This is a genomic window from Pseudomonas sp. BF-R-19 (genome assembly GCF_019956445.1).
GTDB classification, from domain to species: domain Bacteria; phylum Pseudomonadota; class Gammaproteobacteria; order Pseudomonadales; family Pseudomonadaceae; genus Aquipseudomonas; species Aquipseudomonas fluorescens_BH.
In genome coordinates, this window is the sequence record NZ_JAHBDN010000059.1 from 141,430 (window position 1) to 163,368 (window position 21,939).

Annotated in this window: 20 protein-coding genes and 1 pseudogene; 3 read left to right on the top strand and 18 right to left on the bottom strand. The window is 61.1% G+C overall.

What is annotated here, in order from left to right; all coding sequences use genetic code 11:
• Window positions 1–4 precede the first annotated feature (4 nt).
• Window positions 5–532 carry a YceD family protein gene (locus KGB28_RS16815; RefSeq protein WP_008050439.1) on the bottom strand — a complete coding sequence of 176 codons (528 nt, stop codon included), beginning with the start codon at window positions 530–532 and terminating at the stop codon, window positions 5–7.
• A gap of 105 nt (window positions 533–637) precedes the next feature.
• Between KGB28_RS16815 and KGB28_RS16820 the strand changes: the two genes are divergently transcribed.
• Entirely contained in the window at window positions 638–1,216 is a 579-nt protein-coding gene (locus KGB28_RS16820; protein ID WP_150753992.1) for a Maf family protein, read from the top strand.
• Window positions 1,217–1,270: 54 nt separating this feature from the next.
• On the opposite strand, the gene KGB28_RS16825 is transcribed toward KGB28_RS16820, so the two are convergent.
• From KGB28_RS16825 to rluC, 3 genes are read right to left on the bottom strand one after another with little or no spacing between them, the layout of a single operon-like run.
• The gene (locus KGB28_RS16825) at window positions 1,271–2,260 is read right to left on the bottom strand and encodes a S49 family peptidase (RefSeq protein ID WP_150753993.1); all 990 of its coding nucleotides are present in this window, start codon (window positions 2,258–2,260) and stop codon (window positions 1,271–1,273) included.
• A gap of 24 nt (window positions 2,261–2,284) precedes the next feature.
• Window positions 2,285–2,947, bottom strand: coding sequence for an HAD-IA family hydrolase (locus KGB28_RS16830; protein WP_150753994.1), 663 nt, complete (start codon window positions 2,945–2,947; stop codon window positions 2,285–2,287).
• Window positions 2,934–3,896, bottom strand: a complete 963-nt coding sequence (gene rluC / locus KGB28_RS16835; protein WP_046037476.1) for a 23S rRNA pseudouridine(955/2504/2580) synthase RluC — start codon at window positions 3,894–3,896, stop codon at window positions 2,934–2,936. The genes KGB28_RS16830 and rluC overlap by 14 nt, the downstream gene beginning before the upstream one ends.
• Before the next feature lie 701 nt (window positions 3,897–4,597).
• On the opposite strand from rluC, the gene rne reads away from it, so the two are divergent.
• Entirely contained in the window at window positions 4,598–7,861 is a 3,264-nt protein-coding gene (rne, locus tag KGB28_RS16840; protein ID WP_223446572.1) for a ribonuclease E, read from the top strand.
• A gap of 101 nt (window positions 7,862–7,962) precedes the next feature.
• Here the strand turns inward: rne and KGB28_RS16845 are convergent, their stop codons facing one another.
• The 12 genes and pseudogenes from KGB28_RS16845 to KGB28_RS16900 form a co-directional block, all read right to left on the bottom strand.
• On the bottom strand, window positions 7,963–8,553 hold the full coding sequence (locus KGB28_RS16845) for an NTP transferase domain-containing protein (RefSeq protein ID WP_150753996.1): 591 nt from the start codon (window positions 8,551–8,553) through the stop codon (window positions 7,963–7,965).
• Entirely contained in the window at window positions 8,550–9,533 is a 984-nt protein-coding gene (locus tag KGB28_RS16850; RefSeq protein ID WP_150753997.1) for an XdhC family protein, read from the bottom strand. Before KGB28_RS16850 ends, KGB28_RS16845 begins: the two co-directional genes overlap by 4 nt.
• Window positions 9,533–11,863 (bottom strand): xanthine dehydrogenase family protein molybdopterin-binding subunit, encoded by a 2,331-nt coding sequence (locus KGB28_RS16855; RefSeq protein ID WP_150753998.1) that lies wholly within the window; start codon window positions 11,861–11,863, stop codon window positions 9,533–9,535. The genes KGB28_RS16850 and KGB28_RS16855 overlap by 1 nt, the downstream gene beginning before the upstream one ends.
• A complete protein-coding gene (locus KGB28_RS16860) occupies window positions 11,860–12,330 on the bottom strand; it encodes a (2Fe-2S)-binding protein (protein WP_150753999.1) in 471 nt (156 codons plus the stop codon). The genes KGB28_RS16855 and KGB28_RS16860 overlap by 4 nt, the downstream gene beginning before the upstream one ends.
• A 241-nt stretch (window positions 12,331–12,571) precedes the next feature.
• The gene (murB, locus tag KGB28_RS16865; RefSeq protein ID WP_150754000.1) at window positions 12,572–13,591 is read right to left on the bottom strand and encodes a UDP-N-acetylmuramate dehydrogenase; all 1,020 of its coding nucleotides are present in this window, start codon (window positions 13,589–13,591) and stop codon (window positions 12,572–12,574) included.
• The gene (locus tag KGB28_RS16870; RefSeq protein WP_150754001.1) at window positions 13,588–14,052 is read right to left on the bottom strand and encodes a low molecular weight protein-tyrosine-phosphatase; all 465 of its coding nucleotides are present in this window, start codon (window positions 14,050–14,052) and stop codon (window positions 13,588–13,590) included. The genes murB and KGB28_RS16870 overlap by 4 nt, the downstream gene beginning before the upstream one ends.
• Window positions 14,052–14,816, bottom strand: a complete 765-nt coding sequence (gene kdsB, locus KGB28_RS16875; RefSeq protein WP_150754002.1) for a 3-deoxy-manno-octulosonate cytidylyltransferase — start codon at window positions 14,814–14,816, stop codon at window positions 14,052–14,054. The genes KGB28_RS16870 and kdsB overlap by 1 nt, the downstream gene beginning before the upstream one ends.
• Entirely contained in the window at window positions 14,813–14,998 is a 186-nt protein-coding gene (locus KGB28_RS16880) for a Trm112 family protein (protein WP_003174668.1), read from the bottom strand. The genes kdsB and KGB28_RS16880 overlap by 4 nt, the downstream gene beginning before the upstream one ends.
• Window positions 14,999–15,022: 24 nt before the next feature.
• Window positions 15,023–16,033, bottom strand: a complete 1,011-nt coding sequence (lpxK, locus tag KGB28_RS16885) for a tetraacyldisaccharide 4'-kinase (RefSeq protein ID WP_150754003.1) — start codon at window positions 16,031–16,033, stop codon at window positions 15,023–15,025.
• The gene (locus tag KGB28_RS16890; protein ID WP_150754004.1) at window positions 16,033–16,461 is read right to left on the bottom strand and encodes an ExbD/TolR family protein; all 429 of its coding nucleotides are present in this window, start codon (window positions 16,459–16,461) and stop codon (window positions 16,033–16,035) included. The genes lpxK and KGB28_RS16890 overlap by 1 nt, the downstream gene beginning before the upstream one ends.
• Complete coding sequence (locus KGB28_RS16895) at window positions 16,458–17,093, bottom strand: MotA/TolQ/ExbB proton channel family protein (protein WP_150754005.1); 636 nt, start codon at window positions 17,091–17,093, stop codon at window positions 16,458–16,460. Before KGB28_RS16895 ends, KGB28_RS16890 begins: the two co-directional genes overlap by 4 nt.
• Window positions 17,094–17,191: 98 nt before the next feature.
• A pseudogene (locus KGB28_RS16900) lies at window positions 17,192–19,386 on the bottom strand (DNA internalization-related competence protein ComEC/Rec2).
• Between the two features lie 135 nt (window positions 19,387–19,521).
• On the opposite strand from KGB28_RS16900, the gene KGB28_RS16905 reads away from it, so the two are divergent.
• Complete coding sequence (locus KGB28_RS16905; RefSeq protein WP_150754006.1) at window positions 19,522–20,037, top strand: DUF2062 domain-containing protein; 516 nt, start codon at window positions 19,522–19,524, stop codon at window positions 20,035–20,037.
• A gap of 168 nt (window positions 20,038–20,205) precedes the next feature.
• Here the strand turns inward: KGB28_RS16905 and KGB28_RS16910 are convergent, their stop codons facing one another.
• Window positions 20,206–20,985, bottom strand: a complete 780-nt coding sequence (locus KGB28_RS16910) for an ABC transporter permease (protein WP_150754008.1) — start codon at window positions 20,983–20,985, stop codon at window positions 20,206–20,208.
• Window positions 20,982–21,914 carry an ABC transporter ATP-binding protein gene (locus KGB28_RS16915; protein ID WP_150754009.1) on the bottom strand — a complete coding sequence of 311 codons (933 nt, stop codon included), beginning with the start codon at window positions 21,912–21,914 and terminating at the stop codon, window positions 20,982–20,984. The genes KGB28_RS16910 and KGB28_RS16915 overlap by 4 nt, the downstream gene beginning before the upstream one ends.
• Window positions 21,915–21,939: the final 25 nt, after the last annotated feature.

Sequence of the window (21,939 nt, forward strand, 5' to 3'; positions counted from 1 at the left end):
ACTCCTAAACGTTTGGGTCACGCTTTAACTGCGCCAATACACTGAACGGGTTGGACCGCGTTACCTCGTCCTCGCTCGGTTCGGGCTCATCGAGACCCGCCGGCTGCTGGCATTCTTCCGGATGATGAGCAGGCACAATGGGCAAGGCAAGCAGAAGCTCCTCCTCGATCAGTGACTGCAGATCCAAAGGATCTTCGCCCAGTTCCAGCACGTCATAACCTTTCGGCAACGACTGGGTATTCGCACCCTCCTTCACCACGGCGTAACTGCATTCGCTGTGGATCGGCAGGGTGACCAGCTCAAGACAACGCTGGCAAACCATTTTGACTTCAGTGTCGATAAAGCTGTGGATGACCACAGATTTACGTTCATCTCGTTCAAAAACGAATTTAGCCTGCACCGTACCGACATTGTCGGAAAGCGGGTCGCAGAGTCTCTCCAAATCGGCCAGCAGCATTTCACCTTGAAGGGTGGTGCCACGATCAGCCAATTTGCGCGGGTCAACGTGAGGTGGAATCGGGTCATTCAACATAGGCGCAGCATTATAGGGATGCCCCCGCCCATGTCAAAGGAAATTCAGCCCTGTCCGTCACTTGGAAGCCCCGCTAGAATTCGCACCTGCCTTCTGGAGATGCGCATGCTGCCTTTATTACTCGCTTCTGGTTCGGTCTATCGCCGGGAATTACTGACCCGCCTGCAACTGCCTTTCACTTGCAGCTCGCCGGATATCGACGAAAGCCATCGCCCGGGTGAGTCCGCCACCGAACTGGTCAAGCGCCTCGCCGAAGAGAAAGCGCGCGCCCTGGCCGACAGCCATACCGCTCATCTGATAATCGGCTCCGACCAGGTCGCCGTGCTGGCAAACCGGATTATCGGCAAGCCCCACACGTTCGAAAAAGCCCGCGAACAACTGCTGGCCGCCAGCGGTGCCAGCGTGACGTTCCTGACCGGCCTGGCCCTGCTCAACAGCCAGACCGGGCACTGTCAGATCGACTGCGTGCCGCTCACCGTACACATGCGCACACTTGATGCGACCCGCATCGAACGCTACCTGCACGCAGAGCAACCCTACGACTGCGCTGGCAGCTTCAAGGCCGAAGGCCTGGGGGTCAGCCTGTTTCGCAGCACCGAGGGACCTGACGCCACCAGCCTGATCGGCCTGCCGCTGATTCGCCTGATCGACATGCTGTTGGCAGAAGGCGTGCAAATACCCTGACACCCAGTACTAAAAAACCGGCCACGCAGGCCGGTTTTTCATGTCACTTCAGAATCAGCGCAACGACGGACCGTTAAAGCCCATCCACATCGCCAAATGCTCAGCCACGCTGGCGCCGAGTTTTTTCGAGAAGCGATCGAATGGCGACTCCTGAACGGTGAAGTCCACCAGCTCTTTCTCGCCGATCACATCTCGCGCAACCGAACTGGCATTGCCCAGCCCATCGATCAACCCCAATGGCAGTGCCTGCTCGCCGGACCAGACCAGGCCGGAGAACAACTCCGGATGTTCCTTGTCCTTCAGGCGATCGCCACGCCCCTGCTTGACGCTGCTGATGAACTGCTTGTGGGTCGTATCGAGCACACCCTGCCAGAAGGCGGTTTCCTCCGGCTTTTGTGGCTGGAACGGATCGAGGAACGATTTGTGCTCGCCAGAGGTGTAGGTACGACGCTCGACACCCAGCTTCTCCATGGTACCGACAAAACCATAACCGGCTGCCGTCACACCGATGGAACCGACCAGGCTCGCCTTGTCGGCATAGATCTGATCCGCCGCGCTGGCGATGTAGTAAGCGCCGGAAGCCCCCAGATCGGAAATGACCGCATAGAGCTTGATGTCCGGGTGCAGGCCGCGCAGACGACGGATCTCGTCATACACATAACCCGACTGCACCGGACTGCCGCCCGGGCTGTTGATGCGCAGGATGACGCCCTTGACCTTCTTGTCCTCGAAAGCCGCGCGCAGGCTGCCAACGATATTGTCTGCACTGGCCGGCTCCTTGTCGGCAATCATGCCTGTCACATCGATCAACGCCGTGTAATTGGCACTGAGGGTAGCGGCCTTCTCCATATCCATCAGCGGCGAAAACAGGGCAATTGCGCCAAACAGATACACAAAAGCCAGTGACTTGAAGAATATCCCCCAGCGACGGGAACGGCGCTGCTCCTGCACGCTGGCCAGCAGCGTCTTTTCCAGCAGCTTCCAGCTCTTGTCGTCACCGCTCTCTGCGCTCGCCTTGGCGGGCGCCTTCCATTCGTCGGTCATGCCATCCACCCCAAATACAACCGGTTAAGCCCGCTGACTCAGCCAGGCATGCAATTCTGAAAAGCGGTCGATGGCCAGTCGCGGCTCATACAACTTCAACGCATCGATCGATTGAGCGCCATAACTGACGGCCACCGAGCCCATGCCAGCGTTGCGCGCCATCTGCAGATCAAAGGACGAATCACCGACCATCAACGCCTGCTCCGGGCGAACCTCGCAATGGGCCAGGATTTGCTCGAGCATCAGCGGATGGGGCTTGCTGGCGGTCTCATCGGCAGCGCGAGTGATATCGAAGTAATTCTCCCAGCCATGGGACTTCAACACCCGATCCAGCCCGCGACGGGCCTTGCCGGTCGCCACGGCCAGATGATAACCCTCGGCACGAAACGCCTCGAGCGACTCGACCACACCCTCGAACAGCGGCGAAGGCACAGCCTCCGACGCAATGTAATGCTCAGCATAGTGCTCACGGAACGCGATCAGCTCGGCATCATCGATTTCGGGGTACAGGGTGCGGATCGCTTCCGGCAAGCCCAAGCCGATGATGCCCTTGACGGCCAGATCATCGCGCCGCTCAAAACCGGAACGCTGCGAGGCAACGTGCATCGCCTCGACAATCCGGCCAATGGAATCAGCCAGGGTGCCGTCCCAATCAAAGATCAGCAGCTTGTAATCAGATGGGCGCACTCAATCGCTCCACGGTTTTGGCCCACATCTCGTCGACCGGCGCTTGCAGCTTCAGCTCGCCGCCATCGGGAAGCGGCACGGTCAGCATGTAGGCGTGCAGGAACAGGCGCTTGCCACCCAGATCACGGATTTCCTTACTGAAATCGTCATCGCCGTACTTGGTGTCGCCGGCAATGCAGTGCCCGGCGTGCAACGTGTGGACGCGGATCTGGTGAGTGCGGCCGGTGATCGGCTTGGCTTCAATCAGGGTGGCAAAGTCGCCAAAGCGACGCAGGACCTTGAACACGGTCACAGACTCCTTGCCCTCCTCCTCATCGACCTCGACCATACGTTCACCGGAGCGCAGATTGCTCTTACCGAGCGACGCTCGAACTTGCTTGATCGAGGATGCCCAGTTACCGCGAACCAGCGCCATATAGCGCTTATCAACGCCATCACCGCGCAAGGCTGTGTGCAAGTGACGCAGCATGCTGCGTTTCTTGGCGATCATCAGCAGGCCGGAGGTGTCACGGTCGAGACGATGAACCAGCTCGAGCTCCTTGCAATCGGGACGCAACTGACGAAAGGCTTCGATGACTCCGTAATTCAAGCCGCTGCCGCCGTGAACGGCGATGCCGCAAGGCTTGTTGATCACGATCAGCGCCTTGTCTTCGAAGACAATCGAGGCCTCGAGCCGCTGCAGCAGGCCTTGTGCCAGTGGTACCGGCTCGTCGCGCTCAGGCACGCGAACCGGCGGCACGCGCACGATGTCGCCCGCCTGCAGCTTGTACTCGGGCTTGATCCGACCTTTGTTCACGCGCACTTCGCCCTTGCGCAAAATGCGGTAAATCAAGGTCTTGGGCACGCCTTTGAGTCGGGCGAGAAGGAAATTATCAATGCGCTGGCCGGCATATTCCGGCGAGACCTCAAGCAGTTGTACGCTTGGAGTCGGGGGGGTAGTCGTCGTCATGGCGCGGATGATAACAATTTTTTATGGAATTGAAGCACTTAATCATTGCTGCTATAGTCGCGAACGTCGCCAAAAGCGGCCTGGACAGCGGACCAACGGTCAAAAACCGGCCCTGACCAACGCAATTCACCAGGACGCGAGGCCGTCCTACGGGGCTTTCGCTACGTAACGGTGGAGTTTGCAGGTGTAACGAGCGCAGGTGACATGAGGCCTGAATCACGCCACAAAGCAGAGTTTCCACTCGTTTTGCGAGCCATATTCACGGCCAGTTCACAAAGTGCAGTCAGTTGCGAATGACCCCGAGCGAAGGCATCGGAAACAACGCCTAAATTAGCCATGATGCGTGACCTCCCCTATCGGAGCTCACGGTAAATGCCAACCCGCTGCGGATTCTGCGCGCGGCAGCACCCGAATTATCAGGGATACGTGTAGGGTGGAGATGCACAACCGCCGGACTGTGTAGCAACAGGCTTTCTCAAGACGCTTCATCTCGTCCACAGCCGCTGGTTGATTCCTCCTCCTGACTGAGTGCTTAAGTAGCCACAGCAAGCAGGACGCGTACGTCGCGATGAAGGCCCACATTGGCCGGACTTCGCTGGACACGGGAAATGGCCAACCACTCCCGACGCACCTGACACCGACCGTGAGAAGTCGTGTGTGCCGAACGCCGTTTCCGGCAGCCCGGAAACCGACGGTACTACATGAAAAGAATGCTGATTAACGCAACTCAACCCGAAGAGTTGCGTGTTGCACTGGTAGATGGCCAGCGCCTCTACGACCTGGACATCGAATCCGGTGCACGCGAGCAGAAGAAGGCCAACATCTATAAAGGCCGGATTACTCGCATCGAACCAAGCCTCGAGGCTGCCTTTGTCGATTTCGGCTCTGAGCGCCACGGCTTCCTGCCCCTCAAAGAAATCTCCCGCGAATACTTCAAGAAAGCCCCGGAAGGTCGCGTCAACATCAAGGACGTCCTGAGCGAAGGCCAGGAAGTCATCGTTCAGGTCGAAAAAGAAGAACGTGGCAACAAGGGCGCCGCCCTGACCACCTTCATCAGCCTGGCCGGTCGTTACCTGGTGCTGATGCCGAACAACCCGCGTGCCGGCGGTATCTCCCGTCGCATCGAAGGCGAAGAGCGCAATGAACTGCGTGAAGCCCTGAACGGCCTGGTTGCACCGGCCGACATGGGCCTGATCGTGCGCACTGCCGGCCTGGGCCGTAGCAGCGAAGAAATGCAGTGGGACCTCGACTACCTGCTGCAACTCTGGACCGCTATCAAGGAAGCCTCGCTGGACCGCGCCGCGCCGTTCCTGATCTACCAGGAAAGCAACGTGATCATCCGCGCGATCCGCGACTACCTGCGCCAGGACATTGGCGAAGTGCTGATCGACAGCGTTGAAGCCCAGGACGAAGCCCTGACCTTCATCCGCCAGGTGATGCCGCAATACGCCAGCAAGATCAAGCTGTACGAAGACAGCGTTCCGCTGTTCAACCGTTTCCAGATCGAAAGCCAGATCGAAACCGCTTTCCAGCGCGTTGTCGAACTGCCTTCCGGCGGCTCCATCGTTATCGACCCGACCGAAGCCCTGGTGTCCATCGACATCAACTCGGCGCGCGCCACCAAAGGCAGCGACATCGAAGAAACCGCACTGCAAACCAACCTTGAAGCGGCCGAAGAAATCGCCCGTCAGTTGCGCCTGCGCGACATCGGCGGCCTGATTGTCATCGACTTCATCGACATGACCCCTGCCAAGAACCAGCGCGCCGTGGAAGAGAAAGTCCGCGAATGCCTGGAAGCCGACCGCGCTCGCGTGCAAGTCGGTCGCATTTCGCGCTTCGGCCTGCTGGAAATGTCCCGTCAGCGCCTGCGTCCGTCCCTGGGCGAAAGCAGCGGCATCGTCTGCCCGCGTTGCAACGGCACCGGCATCATCCGTGACGTTGAATCGCTGTCCCTGGCGATCCTGCGCCTGATCGAAGAAGAAGCCCTGAAAGACCGTACCGCCGAAGTTCGTGCACAAGTGCCGATCCCGGTGGCGGCGTTCCTGCTCAACGAAAAACGCAACTCGATCACCAAGATCGAACTGCGCACCCGTGCCCGTATCGTCATCCTGCCGAACGATCACCTCGAAACGCCGCACTTCGAAGTACAGCGCCTGCGTGACGACAGCCCGGAAGCCGCGACCAACCAGTCCAGCTACGAAATCGCCGCTGCCGCTGCCGAAGTCGAAGAAGTCCAGCCAGCCGCTGCGACCCGCACCCTGGTTCGCCAGGAAGCCGCGGTCAAGACGGCCCCGGCCCGCGCCAACGCTCCGGTTCCGACTGAAGTGGCCGCTCCAGCCCCTGCTCCGGCTGCAGTGCCTGAGCCAAGCCTGTTCAAAGGCCTGGTGAAGTCGCTGGTGAGCCTGTTCGCCACCAAGGAAGAGCCTGCCGCACCGGTTGTGGTTGAAAAACCTGCCGCCGAGCGTCCGGCCCGCAACGAAGAGCGTCGCAACGGTCGCCAGCAGAGCCGCAACCGTAACGTTCGCCGTGATGAAGAGCGCAAGCCCCGCGAAGAACGTGCACCGCGTGAAGAACGCGCACCACGTGAACCGCGTGAAGAGCGTCAGCCACGGGAAGTGCGCGAACCGCGTGAGACCCGCGAAGAAACTCCGGCAGTAGCCCGCGAAGAACGCGCACCACGCGCGCCTCGTGAAGAACGTGCACCGCGCGCTCCGCGTGAAGATCGCAAGCCACGTGGCGAGCGCGAAGAACGCGTTCGTGAACTGCGCGAACCTCTGGATGCCGCTCCGGCTGCTCCGGCCGCTGCTACGGCTGCTACGGCTGCTACGGCTGAAGAGCGTCCAGCTCGCCAGCCACGTGAAGAACGCGCTCCACGCCCACCGCGTGAAGAACGTCAGCCACGTGCCGAACAAGCTGCCGCAGCCGCCACTGAAGAAGAACTGGTCACCAACGAAGAGCAACTGCAGGAAGACGGTCAGGAAGGCGCCGAAGGCGATCGTCCACGCCGCCGCTCCCGTGGTCAGCGTCGTCGCAGCAACCGTCGCGAGCGTCAGCGTGACGCCAACGGCAACGTGATCGAAGGTTCGGAAGAGTCCGAGTCCGGCGAAAACGCTGAAGCACCAAGCGTTGCCGATCTGGCTGCCGGCCTGGCTGTCACCGCAGCCGTTGCCAGCAGCGTGATCAGCGCTCCAGCCGAAGCTGAAGCCAATGTGCAAGCCGAACGCGCCACCGCCGCGACCCTGGAAGCAGCTCCGGTTGAAGCGCCAGTCGTTGAAGCGACCACCCCGGTCGAAATCACCGCCTCGCCGGAAATCGAAGTGGCGTCAGCGCCTGAGGCACAGCCTGCCGTTGAAGCGGCTGCCGAGCCAACTCCAGTGGTTGAAGAACCTGCCGTGGTTGCAGAAGCGGTTGTTGAAACCGTGACTGAAACCGTTCGCGAAGCACGCGAAGAGCAAACCGCATTCAACTGGGTTGCCGAACCAGCCGTCGCTGAAGCCGCTGCACCAGTTGCTGAACCTCAGGTGGCTGAAGCCATGGTTTCCGAACCGGTGGTTGCCGCCGCGGAACCTGCTCCAGCGCCGGTGGTTGAAGCGCCAGTCGTTGAAGCGCCGGTTGTTGCCGAAGCACCTGCACCGGTAGTCGAAGCCGCTCCTGTCAGCGCCCTGACGCCAAGTGGCCGCGCGCCTAACGACCCACGTGAAGTGCGTCGTCGCAAGCGTGAAGCCGAGCGCCTGCAGAAGGAAGCTGAACTGGCTGCCGCTGCGGCTCCAGCTGAAGCGGCTGTCGCTGCCGAACCTGCACCGGTTGTTGCTGAAGTGGTTGAGGCAGCTCCTGCCCCGGCCGCTGAAGTGGCTGCCGAGCCGGTTGAGTCGGTGATCCACGAAGCACCGCGCTCCGTTCAGGAAGCGGTAGAGCAACACGAGCAAGCCCAGGAAAAAGAACACGAGCCTAAACCTCTCGTCTGATTCCATCGGCCACTAAAAAGCCCCGTCTGGTGATCCCAGGCGGGGCTTTTTTATATCCGGACTTCACAGCAGTCCCTTGTGGGAGCGGGCTTGCTCCGGAACTACTTGAAGACCAACGCCTCAGGCACATCCACATCCCACAACACACCCGGATCATCCACGGTCACTTCAACCACCCGCCCTTGGGCGAACAGCGGTTTGGCACCGCGATCCCCCGATAACGCCATCAACCCCGCCGCGAAGTCCCGTCCGAACCCGACCGGATGCCCGTACTCGCCGCCCTGCACGGGCACGCTGATAATGTCATCGCCAATACCCGCTACCACTTGCTCGATACTGGATGGCAGGATGAACGGCATATCCCCCAGCACCATCAGCCAGCCATCGAGTTGCTTGCAGGCAGCAACTCCTGCGGCAATGCTGTCGCCCATTCCAGTCGATTCGATCAGTACAATCTCGCAGCCATAGGCCTGAGCCATGCGAATCACTTGCGGGCGGTCAGCAGTGGTCACCAGTACGCGTTTGTCCATCGCCGTCGGCAGGTTGACCAACGTGTGCTCGATGACGGACCGCACCACGCCGTCACGCCCGGTGCAATCGGCCACCAATTTATCCTTTTCGGTACCCGCCTCCTGGCGAAAGCGGCTGCCCTGCCCCGCCGCCAGTACGACGACGCCAATGGACTCGCTCATACGCTCTCCCGCACGGCTTTCTTCTGTTTCAGTTCGACGCCGTTTTTGACCGCCACGATTTCCGCCATGAGCGACAAGGCAATTTCTGCAGGATTATGACTGCCAATGTGCAAACCGATCGGACCATGCAAGCGGTCAATCGCCGATTGCGACAAACCCAGTTGAGCCAGGTTTTCCCGGCGCTTCTGGCTGTTGACCCGCGATCCCAGCGCCCCGACGTAAAAAGCCCTGGAATCCAGGGCAGTGAGCAGCGCCATGTCGTCCAGACGCGGATCATGGGTCAAGGCCACGATGGCCGTGCGTTCATCGGTCTGGATGTTCAATACCGCCTCATCCGGCATGCCCGAAACGAATCGTCCGTGCTGCTCCTCCCAGCCATAGACGAACTCGCTACGCGGATCGCAAATCAGCACCTCGAAATCCAGTAGCCGGGCCATTTCCGCCACATAGCGCGACAGCTGCCCCGCGCCGATCAACAGCAAGCGCCAGCGCGGGCCATAGATCGCCCGCAAGGTCTGTCCGTCGAACGTCAACACGTCAGCTTTATTGGCCGGCTGCAAAAGCACTTTGCCGGTGGCCAGGTTCAGTTCGCGCGCAACGATTTCATGGGTCTCGCAACGGGCGAGCAATTGCTCGACCCAATCCCCATCGTCGATACGCTCCTCGGTCAAGCGCAAGGTGCCACCGCAGGGCAAGCCGAAACGTGCGGCCTCCTCGCGGGTCACGCCGTAGGTGATCAATTGCACCGGCGGCCCGTCAAGCGCGAGGCGCCCGTCGTGCAGCCGGGCGATCAAGTCATCTTCGACACACCCGCCGGAAACCGAACCAATCACCATGCCGTCTTCGCGCAAGGCGAGCATGGCGCCGGGTGCCCGGGGCGCAGTGCCCCAGGTTTCGACCACGCTGTACAACACCACCCGCTGACCGGCGCGATGCCATTGCAACACGCTGCGCAGGACGTTCAGATCGGCGCTGTCCATCAGGCGCCAGCCTTCTGCCAGCCCGACAGCTGATAACGAACCGGCAGGTTGCGGATGCGTTTGCCGGTGGCAGCAAAGATCGCATTGCACAGTGCTGGCGCAATCGGTGGCACGCCCGGCTCACCCACACCGCCCAATGGGACGTTACCCGGCGGCGTCACCAGATGCACGGCCACTTCTTTTGGCGCCAGGGACATGCGCGCTACCTCGTACATGTGAAAGTTATCCTGCTGGACCTTGCCGTCCTTGAAGCTGATTTCCCCCAGCACCGCATTACCCAGGCCCATGACGCAGGCACCTTCGAATTGCGCGCGAATCCGCTCGGGGTTGATCTGTGGTCCGCAATCGACGGCGATGTCGGCCTTGTGCACCACCAGTGTGCCATCGTCTTTCACCTCCACCTCGATCACCGCCGCCACATACGTCACGAAGCTGTAATGCACCGCCAGGCCCAGACCGCGCCCCTTGGGCAACTCACGCCCCCAACCGGCGGCTTTGGCGGCGGTCTCCAGTACCGTGCGCAGGCGCGCGGTGTCGATCGGATAACGCTCGGGTGATTCGCCGTAGTTCCACTCTTCACTCAAGGTGCGCGGATCGATCTGACGGTCCGGGCCGAGCAATCTGATCTGGTACTTGAGTGGGTCCTGCCCGGCCTTGTGCGCCAGTTCGTCGATAAAACTCTGGATCGCGAAGCCATGGGGAATATTCGACACCGAGCGATACCAACCCACCCGGGTATGCACCGTGGCCTCGGGGTTCTCCAGGCGAATGTTGGGGATCGCATAGGCCATGTTGGTGAACCCCATGCCCAGTTCGAACGCCGCCTCATGGTTCATGCCCGGCGCAAACAACGCGGTGATGCTCGGCGCCACCGTACGGTGCAACCAGCCGGACGGCAGGCCATCCTTGTTCAGGCTGGCCTTGAGGTATTCGACCGACACGGTGTGGAAGTAGGAACAGTGGATGTCGTCTTCGCGGGTCCATTGCACCTGCACCGCTTTGCCGGGGAACTCCTTGGCGAGGATGGCGGCTTCGATGATGAAGTCAGGCTTGGACTTGCGCCCGAATCCGCCCCCCAGCAGGGTCACGTTGAACGTGACCTTGTCGAACGGCAGGCCCAGGCGTTCGCCGATCCGTTCCCGAGAGACCTGCGGCGCCTGGCTTGGCCCCCAGGCTTCGCACGCACCGTCCTTGAACCGCGCAATGGCGACCATCGGTTCCATCGGCGACTGTGACAAATGCGGCAAATAATAGGAGGCTTCCAGCATGCTATCGGCGCTGGTCATGACCTCATCGATGTTGCCGGTATTGCGCACCACCTTGCCGGGCTTGAGCGAGGCCGCTTCGAGTTCCTTGCGATAGGCAATCGAGTCGTAGCTGGCGTTGGGGCCGTCGTCCCACTCGATTTTCAGCGCCTCGCGCCCCTTGATCGCCGCCCAGGTATTGCTCGCCACCACCGCAATACCGCCCAGGGGTTGGAACTCCGAAGGCAAAGGCCGGCTTTCGATCTGCAGCACCTTGACCACGCCAGGAACTTTCATTGCCGCGCTGCCATCGAAGCTTTTGACTTTGCCGCCATACACCGTGGGCCGCGCAATGGTCGCGTACAGCATGCCGTCGAAATGCACGTCGGCGCCGTACACCGCACGACCGTTGACGATGTCTTCACCGTCGATGGCCTTGGTGCCTTCCTTGCCGATGTAACGGAATTGCTCGGGTTGCTTGAGTTTCAGGCTGTCGCGGGCCGGAACCGGCAACGCACTTGCGGCGGAGGCCAGGGCGCCATATCCGATTTCGCGGCCAGAAGGCTCATGGACAACCTTGTGCAATTGCGCATGGCATTCACCGACCGGCACTTTCCATTGCGCGGCGGCGGCCTGTTCGAGCATGGTCCGCGCGGCAGCACCGCAGCGACGCATCGGCTCGTACCAGTGACGCATGCTGCGCGAGCCGTCGGTGTCCTGGTTGCCGAAGCGCACTTCATCGCCAGGGGCCTGCTGCACTTTGACCATCGCCCAGTCGGCTTCCAATTCATCGGCCACCACCATGGTCAAGCTGGTGCGCACGCCCTGGCCCATCTCCGAGCGGTTGCAGATCACGGTCACCGTGCCATCGGCGGCGATGCTCACATAGACTTTCGGATCGTCGACCCAGCCGTGGGGCATACCGTCGGCGCCGAACTTCTTGTCTTTTTCTCCGGCAAAAGCGTCTTGCCAGCCCCAACTCGCCGCCAATACCAGCGCACTGGTGGCACCCACCCCTTTCAGGAAGCCACGGCGACTGAGCTGGCTCAGATTGCTCAGGGCGAAATCATTCGGTAACTGGCTCATGCCTTGGCCTCCTTCAGGTGAGTGGAGGCCTGGCGGATCGCGGTCTTGATGCGGTTGTAGGTGCCGCAGCGGCAGATGTTGCCAACCATGGCTTCTTCGATCTGCTCGTCGCTCGGGTTCGGATTGGTCTTGAGCAGCGCCGTCGCCGACATGATTTGCCCGCCCTGGCAGAAGCCGCATTGAGCCACTGCCGTGTCGAGCCAGGCTTGCTGCACGACTTTGCCGATCGGGTCGGCGTGCAGGTTGTCGATGGTGCTGACATTCTGCCCCGCGACGGAGCCGATGGGCGTGATGCAACTGCGTGCCGGAGCCCCTTCGATATGAATGGTGCAGGCCCCGCACAGGCCCATGCCGCAGCCGAATTTGGTACCGTTGTAACCGGCCACGTCGCGGATCGCCCAGAGCAGCGGCATGTCCTCGGTGACGTCGAGTTGATGGTCTTGACCATTGAGTTTCAGGGTAATCATGGGCACGCCCGCATAGTGCTTGAGTTATGGGGTCGAGCAATCTGCCGCTGGATCTCGGTGGGTCGCACGCAGATCGACTCAGGCTAATGGGCTCTCTTATGCGGACGCAAACGGTCTGCACCGGGCCTTTGGTGGAGCAAGAGTGTGCATCGTTAGCTGACTAAGTTAACCGAGCATTAACAAAAAAGCCCTGCACAATAAACATTGTGCAGGGCTTTTTGATCCGTCCTGAAAGCTTAGCTCAATAGCGGTTCGGCTCCATTTCCAGATCGACATGGAAACGCTCGAAAATGTCTTTCTGGATGCGCTGCGCCAGGTTCAGCAGTTGCAGGCCCGTCGCGCCGCCATAGTTGACCAGCACCAGCGCCTGCAATTTATGCACGCCAGCGTCAGCCTCACGGAAACCCTTCCACCCTGCCCTCTCGATCAACCAACCGGCGGCCAGCTTCATCTGCCCGTTGGGTTGCGCATAGGCCACCAGGTCCGGGTATTCGCCCTTGAGCCGTGCAGCCAGCGCCACCGACACCAAAGGGTTCTTGAAGAAACTACCGGCATTGCCGAGTACGGCCGGGTCCGGGAGTTTTTCGTTGCGAATGCTGCAAATGGCCTGGCTGACATCGCTGGCGGTCGGCTGCTCGATGCCTTGTTCGGTCAGGCGCTGACGCACCGGGCCGTATTCCAGATGCAGATGCGCGGCGCGGTCGAGGGCGAAACGCACACGCAGGATCAACCAACGCCCCTGCTCCTGCTTGAACAGGCTGTCGCGGTAAGCGAAGTTACACTCTTGCAGTGTGAAGTCGCGCAGTTCGCCGGTCTGGCGATCGAGGGCGGTCAGGCCAGCGAACACGTCCTTGATCTCGACCCCGTAGGCGCCGATATTCTGCATCGGTGCCGCACCGACAGTGCCGGGAATCAGGCTGAGGTTTTCCAGGCCGGACAGCCCCAGGGACAGTGTGTGTTGCACAAAGGGATGCCAGGGCTCACCGGCCTCGGCCTCGATCACCACTTTGCTGCCGTCATCGCTCAGCACGCGAGTCCCGCGGGTGGCCATGCGCAGCACCAGTGATTCGATATCCGCCGTCAGCAGCAGGTTGCTACCTCCGCCGATCACCAGCACCGGTACCTCGTGTTCCAGCCCATAGGCCAAGGCTTCTCGCACCTCGGCGTCGCTATGGGCCTCGGCAAACAACCGGGCCTGGACATCCACGCCAAAGCTGTTGAACGGCTTGAGCGAAACCTGCGACCGAACCTGCAAACTCATAACCGTCCCTTCAATTCGATCACCAGCAAATCGCTGGCGCGCTCGATCAGGTCCAGCACCTGCTCGAAGCCTTGGTCGCCGTCGTAATACGGGTCCGGCACTTCATCGATTTCCGACTGATAACGGCGCAGGAACAAATCCAGCTCTGCCTTGCCCTTGACCGGTTGCAAGGCCTTGAGGTTGCGCAGATTGCTGTTGTCCATCGCCAGGATCAGATCGTAGGTGGTGAAATCGGCGCGGCTGACTTGCCGGGCGCGCTGGGCGGACAAGTCATAACCGCGCAGCTTTGCCGCGGCCTGACTGCGCTGGTCCGGTGCCTTACCGACATGCCAGTCACCAGTGCCGGCTGAGGCGACTTCGACCTGGTCGGCCAGCCCCGCTTCACGCAACTTTTGCCGCAGCACGCCTTCGGCCGTGGGAGAGCGGCAGATGTTGCCCAGGCAGACAAACAGAACCCGCATCACGCCTCCAGCAGGCGACGAACGCGCTCTAGGTCTTCAACGGTATCGACACCGGCTGGCGGCGCGATCAGTGCGTCGGCCACGTGGATCCGCACGCCATGCCACAGGGCACGCAGCTGTTCCAGGCACTCGGTGTTTTCCAGCCAGCATGGACCCCAGCTGACGAAATCCTGCAGGAAACCGGCGCGGTAGGCATAGATGCCGATATGGCGGCGGTACGGCACACCTTCGGGTAGCTGCTCAGGGTTCACGGCGAATGCATCCCGCGCCCAGGGCAAGGTGGAACGGCTGAACGTCAGCGCCAGGCCATTGAGGTCGCTGACGACCTTGACCACGTTGGGATTGAACAGGGTTTCCGCGTCTTCGATCGGCTCGGCCAGGGTGGCCATGCGCGCTTCGGCGTGGGCCGCCAGGTTGGCGGCGACCTGATCGATCACGCTCGGCGGGATCAGCGGTTCGTCGCCCTGGACGTTGACCACGATGGCGTCGGGCGCCAGGCCCAGCTTCATCGCGACTTCGGCCAGGCGATCGGTGCCGGAGTTGTGATCTTCACGGGTCAACACCACTTCGGCACCAAAGCCTTTGCAGGCCTCGACGATGCGCGCGTCGTCGGTGGCCACCACCACCCGTTCGGCGCTGCTTTTGCTCGCCTGTTCCCAGACGTGCTGGATCATCGGCTTGCCGGCGATCAGCAGCATCGGCTTGCCCGGCAGGCGGGTGGAGGCGTAACGCGATGGAATGACGACGGTAAAGGCTGTGGTCATTTATCCAGGCGCTCGTCGGTGGTCAGGGTGCGTGCTTCGGATTCGAGCATCACCGGGATGCCGTCGCGAATCGGGTAGGCCAGGCCTGCGCCCTTGCTGATCAGCTCGGTCTTGTCGGCGCTGAGCTTGAGCGGGCCTTTGCAGATCGGGCAAGCGAGGATATCGAGCAATTTGGTGTCCATGAGCATTCCCTGGAAAAAACGGAGTTAAGGCAACAAACGAGCCGGCAGCAGGCGCATCAGCTGTGTGTCGAACCAGGCCACGAAGGCCGGCGACGGCACGGCATCGACCGCCAGGTACCACCAGTCGGCGGCGGCAAAGGCACGGCATTTCACCGAGTCCTTTTCCGTCATCACCAACGGCAATGACGGCGTGAAATTCAACGCCTCCACGCTGTATTCGGCGTGGTCGGCAAACGCATGTGGAACCGGCTGCCAGTGTAGCGTTTCGAGGGTCTTGAAGAAACGTTGCGGATTGCCGATGCCGGCCACCGCGTGCAGGGCCTGGCCGCTGGGGAAGTGGTCGAGGGGACGCCGTTCGTCGCTGTGCAGGTTGACCAGCGCGGTGGGTTGCAATTGAAAGGCAAATCCATCATCGCGGTCAGCCACGGCACCGTTGTAGAGCACCGCGTCGACGCTTTGCAGGCGCTCGACCGGTTCACGCAATGGCCCGGCAGGCAGGCAACGGCGGTTGCCCAGGCCGCGGGCGGCGTCGATCAACACCAGCTCGAGGTCGCGGGCCAGGCGGTAGTGCTGCATGCCGTCGTCGGACAGGATCAGGTCCAGCGGCTCACTGGCCAGCAACGCTTTTACAGCGTTGCTGCGATTGGGGTCGATCATCAGCGGCACGCCGGTGCGCTGGACGATCAGCAACGGCTCGTCACCGGCGACGTCGGCGCTCTGCTCGGCCTCGACCCGCCACGGCAATTGCGGCGGTTTGGCGCCGTAGCCGCGGCTGACCACGCCAACCCGCAGGCCGCTGCGCTGGCAGTGCTCGATCATCCATAGAATCAGCGGCGTCTTGCCGGTGCCACCCACGGTGATATTGCCGACCACGATCAGCGGCACCGGCGGCTGATAGATCTCGCCCTCACCCGCCAGAAAGCGCTTGCGCTTGTTCATGACCACGCGCCGGTACAACCACTCCAGTGGCTGCAACAGCTTCAGGGCCGGATGACCTGCGTACCACGCAGCGAGCAATCGATTGGACATGCTCATCAGGGCGCGGGGGGCGCCGCCTCGATGGTGGTCATGCGCAAATGACTGAAGCCGAGTTTGCCGGCCGCATCCATGGCAGTCACCACGGACTGATGCTGAGTCTTGCCGTCTGCGCTGATAGACAGCAGTCGGTTGGTGTCGCCGTTGGCTGCTTTTTGCAGCGCGTCCATCAGCGAAGCCAGGTCGCTTTTCGGCAAAATCTGGTTGTTCACCGAGAACACACCGTCGGCGCTGATGGCGATGTCCAAAGGTTTGCTCTGATCTTCGGCTGGCGTGCCACTGACCGCTTCCGGCAGATCGACGCGTAACTGGGTTTCACGGGTGAAAGTGGTGGTCACGACAAAAAACAGCAACAAGATGAACACCACGTCGATCAGCGACGCGAGGTTGATGTCCACCGTTTCCCGTGCTTTGCGGCGGAATTTCACGCTTTGCTCCCGGTCAGGTCCACATCGCGATCGCCCTGAACCACTTCGACCAGCTTGATCGCTTCCTGCTCCATGCCCACCACCAGCTCATCGATCCGGCGTTGCAGGAAACGGTGGAAGAACACCGCGGGGATACCGACCATCAAACCGGCTGCCGTGGTGATCAGGGCCTTGGAAATACCACCGGCCAGTACCGAGGCGTTGGTGGTCATGCCATTGCCTGTGAACGCACTGAAAATATCGATCATGCCCAGCACCGTACCCAACAGGCCCAGCAACGGCGCCATGGCGGCGATGGTGCCGAGGGCGGCGACGTAGCGTTCGAGCTCATGGATGACCCGTTGTGCGGCCTCTTCGATGCACTCCTTCATGATCTCGCGACCATGCCTGGAGTTGGCCAGGCCGGCTGCCAGGATCTCGCCCAAAGGCGAATTGGCGCGCAGTTCCTTGAGTTTTTCCTTATTGAGCTGTTTGTCCTTGATCCAGACCCAGACCTGCCCGAGCAAGTGCTCCGGGGTCACGCGGCTGGCTCGCAGGGTCCAGAGGCGTTCGGCAACGATCGCCATGGCCGCGATGGAACTCAGAATGATCGGCAGCATCATCCAGCCGCCGGATTTGACCAATTCCCACACAGTGACAGTCCCCTCGAAAAAGTGCGCCACTCTAACATAGGGGGTTGAAGCACCGAAAACCGTGATGTCGCAACCCGTCGGGCTTTGATAATGCTCGGTTATGGGTTCAAGGGCGGCGGATCGCGCCAGAAACGCCGTTCCTGGCGCATTGACCATGGCGGCTTGAAGCGCCCCAGTTGCAGACGAATGGCACCTTGTTCGACGCTGTCGTAGATCGACATTCCACGTTTTTGATAACGCGCGATGACCGTGGGATGCGGATGGCCAAACGAATTGCCCTGCCCGCGGGAGATCAGCACCCCTTTGGGTTGCAGGACATCCAACAGAGCATTGGACGACGAACTTCGACTGCCGTGGTGTGGCGCCTGCAGCCAATCGGTGGGCACGGCCAACGGACTGTCCAGCAGGGCTCTCTCGGCGGCGGCATCGATGTCGCCACTCAACAGCAACCGCTCACCATTGGCCTCGATCAGCAAGACACAGGAATTCTGGTTGCTGTCGCCGGCCAATGGCCAGTGCCAAAGCTGGAAATCGACCTCATCCCAGGTCCATTGCCGACCGCTCTCACACCTCTCGGCCTGCAACTCCACAGGCAAGTCTGACGGCTCACCGCTGACCACCTGTTTCACCGGCAAGCCCCTGGCGATCGCCGGGGCACCGCCGGCATGATCGGCATGGGCGTGGCTGATCAGCATCAGGTCGAGCCCCTTCACCCCCAGTTTGCGCAAGGCCGGCAGCACCACCCGTTCCCCCTGATCGAGTTCACCGAAACGCGGTCCGGCGTCATACAGCAACGTGTGATGCCGAGTGCGCACCAGGATCGCCAGGCCCTGCCCCACATCCAGTTGCCAGACTTCGGCCATGCCCTCCTGCAACATCGGCCTGGGCGAAAAAACCAGCATCAACAACATGGGCCACCCTAACGGGCGCATCGGTACGCCTCGCGGCAGCAATAGCAAAAAGGCGCCAATGGCACCGATTACCCAGGCCCATAGCGGGACTGCCGCGGGCAACCACGCGGGAACCTGACCGGAGACGAGCCTCAATCCCCTGAACCACCCGTCGATCAGGCCGCCCGCCAGCCACAGCAATTTCTCACCCACGTAAGGCACCGACAGCAACAGCGTCCCGAGCAACGCCGGTGGCAGTACTACCAGACTGATCCAGGGCACCGCGAACAAATTGGCCAGCGGCCCGCTGAGACTGATTGGTAACCCCAGAGCCAGTAACAATGGACACAGCCCGATTGCAATCAGCCACTGGGCACGGGTCCAGGTCTGCCACCAACGCCACGGCCGCGAAAGACAGCCAGAAACCAGGCTGGAGACTCGCCAGCGGCTCCAGCAGCAATATGCCGTTGAGTGCCAACAACAGTGGCCACCATGCACCGAGATGACGGAACCGTAGACGCCACAACAACACCATGGCAATCATCAGGCAGGCCCGTCGCACCGGCACCTCGAAACCGGCCAGCATCCCGTAACCGAGCGCAGCGGCGAATGCCAGGCCACATGCCCAGGGCAACCATGGCAGACGGCTCGGCCATAGCCCCAAGCGGGCCAGGCCAGCGATCAGCAGATACACGACTCCCGCCAGCAGTCCGATGTGCTGCCCGGAAATCACCAACAGATGCACCGTGCCGGTGTCCTGCAATACCTGCCAGTCTTCGCGACTCAGCCCGGCGCCGTGCCCGAGCACCAACGCCGTCAACGCGCCGCTTCGCCCTTGGGCATCCACCGCTTGCAAACGCTGACGGATGGCATCGCGCCAGGCCCATTGGGCTGGTGCAAGGCGTTCGCCCTGCTTGACCGTCCCGGTCGCGCCGATGCGTTGTGCCAGCAACCAGGCCTGGTAATCGAAGGCCTGCGGATTGAGAAGCCCGACCGGGCGCTTCAACTTGACTGCCAGGCGCCAGCGTTCGCCACTGTTCACCGGCGGCCCGCCATACCAGGCCAGACGCATTTGCCGCGGCAGCCGGGTACGTCGAGACTGGATGTCGGTCAATTCGAAACGCACGACACCGTCGTCATGCCGGGGCAAGCCTGTGACCCCCCCCTTCGACCCAACGGGTTTCTCCGTCCAGCGTCGGCGGCAACCGGTCATCCAGCGCCCACTGCGCATTCACGCAGGCCCAACTCAAACCGAACAAGTAAAACGCCACCGGATAGGTCCTGAACGGCAGCAACATCAAACCCGCCACCGGCATCACCAGCCACAACCAGACCGGCGGTAATGCCGGTAAAAAACGCAAGGTCAGCAGACCCAACGCCAGCGCCATCATCCCTGTGCGCATAAGCCCGTCCTTGAGAGTACCCTTCAAGGCTTAGTCCGCCCGTCACATGGGCGTCGTCAATAATTGTCACAAAGTCTGAATGGGCAGCTCATAGAATCCAGACATACTTGCCGCCCTGACCGACCGAGAAACCTTATGCCCCGGCGCTTATTCAAACGTTACATGCCAGACCCGATGAGCATCAGGGAACACAAGTCCTTACGCTTCCTCGGCACGCTGTTGCATGACCCGAACCTGTGGCACCTCAACCGCCACTCCGTTGCCCGCGCCATGGCGGTGGGGCTGTTCGCCGCGTTCCTGCCGATCCCGCTGCAGATGCTGCTGGCGGCCATCCTCGCCATTATCGTGCGCGGCAACATGCCGATTGCCGTGAGCCTGGTCTGGGTGACCAACCCGATCACCATGCCCGCGGTGTTTTTCTGCACCTACCAGACTGGCGCCTGGCTGATGGACGTCCCCGCCCGGCAGTTGCCGGACTCACTGACCTGGGAATGGATCAGCGGCGAAATCTCGACACTGTGGCAACCGTTTCTGTTGGGCTCGGTAGTGACGGGGCTGGCACTCGGTGCACTGGCCTACTGCCTGGTGATGATGTATTGGCGCTGGTGGGTGGCGCGGCAATGGAAGCGGCGCAAGCAAAGTCGAATGTGAGATTGCAAAACGGCCTCCACTTTGGGAGGCCGTTTTTTATGCGGTGTCTGGGCTGACGCTTTCGTCGGAACGCCGCCCGGAGCAAGCCCGCTCCCACAGGGATCTTCAGTGCTCCATAGATCCAGTGTGGGAGCGGGCTTGCTCGCGAAACAGACGACGCGGTATCCCTCAGGTACGCATCCCGCGCCCGCTGACCAGCAACCGTGCACTACCGAGATACAGCGCCGCGGTCGCGACCAGCATGAAGGCGATGGCCACGCTGATGCGGATATCCGATACGCCGAGGATGCCGTAACGGAACGCGTTGACCATGTGCAGCACCGGGTTGGCCAGGGACACGGTCTGCCAGAACGGCGGCAGCAAGGTGATCGAGTAGAAGACCCCGCCCAGGTAAGTCAGTGGCGTCAGCACGAAAGTCGGAATGATCGAAATGTCATCGAAGTTGCGCGCAAACACGGCGTTGATGAAGCCCAGCAGCGAGAAGATCGTCGCGGTCAGCACCACCACCAGAATGGTCACGCCCAGGTGATGCACCTGCAAATGGGTGAAGAACAGCGACAGCAGGGTCACGATGATCCCCACCATCAACCCGCGCAGCACACCGCCCAGAGTGTAGCCGATCAGAATCGTGTGCGGCGACAGCGGCGAGACCATCAGTTCTTCAATGGACCGCTGGAACTTGCTGCCGAAGAAACTCGACACCACGTTGCCGTAGGAGTTGGTGATCACCGACATCATGATCAGCCCCGGCACGATGTACTCCATGTAAGTGAAGCCACCCATGTCGCCGATTTGCCGACCGATCAGATTACCGAAGATCACGAAGTACAAAACCATGGTGATCGCGGGTGGCAGCAGGGTCTGCGGCCAGATCCGGGTGAAACGCCGGACTTCACGGTAAACGATGGTGTTGAGGGCAACGAGGTTGGGGCGCAGCTCGGAACTCATACCGCCACCTTCGACAGATTTTTCTCCACCAGGGACACGAACAACTCCTCAAGCCGATTGGTTTTGTTACGCAGGCTCAGTACTTCGATGTTCTGCTGCGCCAACTGGGTGAACAGCGCGGTGATGCCCATGGACTTGTCCACCTGGACTTCCAGGGTGTGACTATCGACCAGCCGGGACGGGTAGCCGAGCAACTGCGGCGCCACTTGCAACGTGTTCTTCATATCCAGCAGGAACGTTTCCACATGCAATTGGCTGAGCAACTGCTTCATGCTGGTGTTCTCGACGATGGTGCCGTGGTCGATGATGCCGATGTTGCGGCACAACTGCTCAGCCTCTTCCAGGTAGTGGGTGGTGAGGATGATGGTGATGCCTTTCTGGTTCAGTTCGGTGAGGAAGCTCCACATCGAGCGACGCAGCTCGATGTCCACCCCGGCAGTCGGTTCGTCGAGAATCAGCAGGCGCGGTTCATGCACCAGCGCGCGGGCGATCATCAGGCGCCGCTTCATGCCGCCGGACAGTGAACGCGACGGCACGTCCTTCTTGTCCCACAGGCCGAGTTGGGTCAGGTACTGTTCGGCGCGTTCCTTGGCGATTTTCGCCGGGATGCCGTAGTAGCCGGCCTGGGTCACGACGATGTCGAAGGTCTTTTCGAACTGGTTGAAGTTGAATTCCTGAGGCACCACGCCGATGGAGCGCTTGAGCTGCGCAGGATTCCTGTCCAGGTCGTGACCGAAGATGTTCACCGTGCCGCTGGTCTTGTTCACCAGGGTCGAGAGAATGCCGATGGTCGTGGATTTGCCTGCACCGTTCGGGCCGAGCAAGGCGAAGAAGTCACCTTCGGCGACATCCAGATCGATACCACTCAGGGCCTGGAAACCGTTGCCGTAGGTTTTGGTTAGCTGCCGGATGGACAGAGCGGAACTCATATCTGATTTACGCACCAAGAAGGGA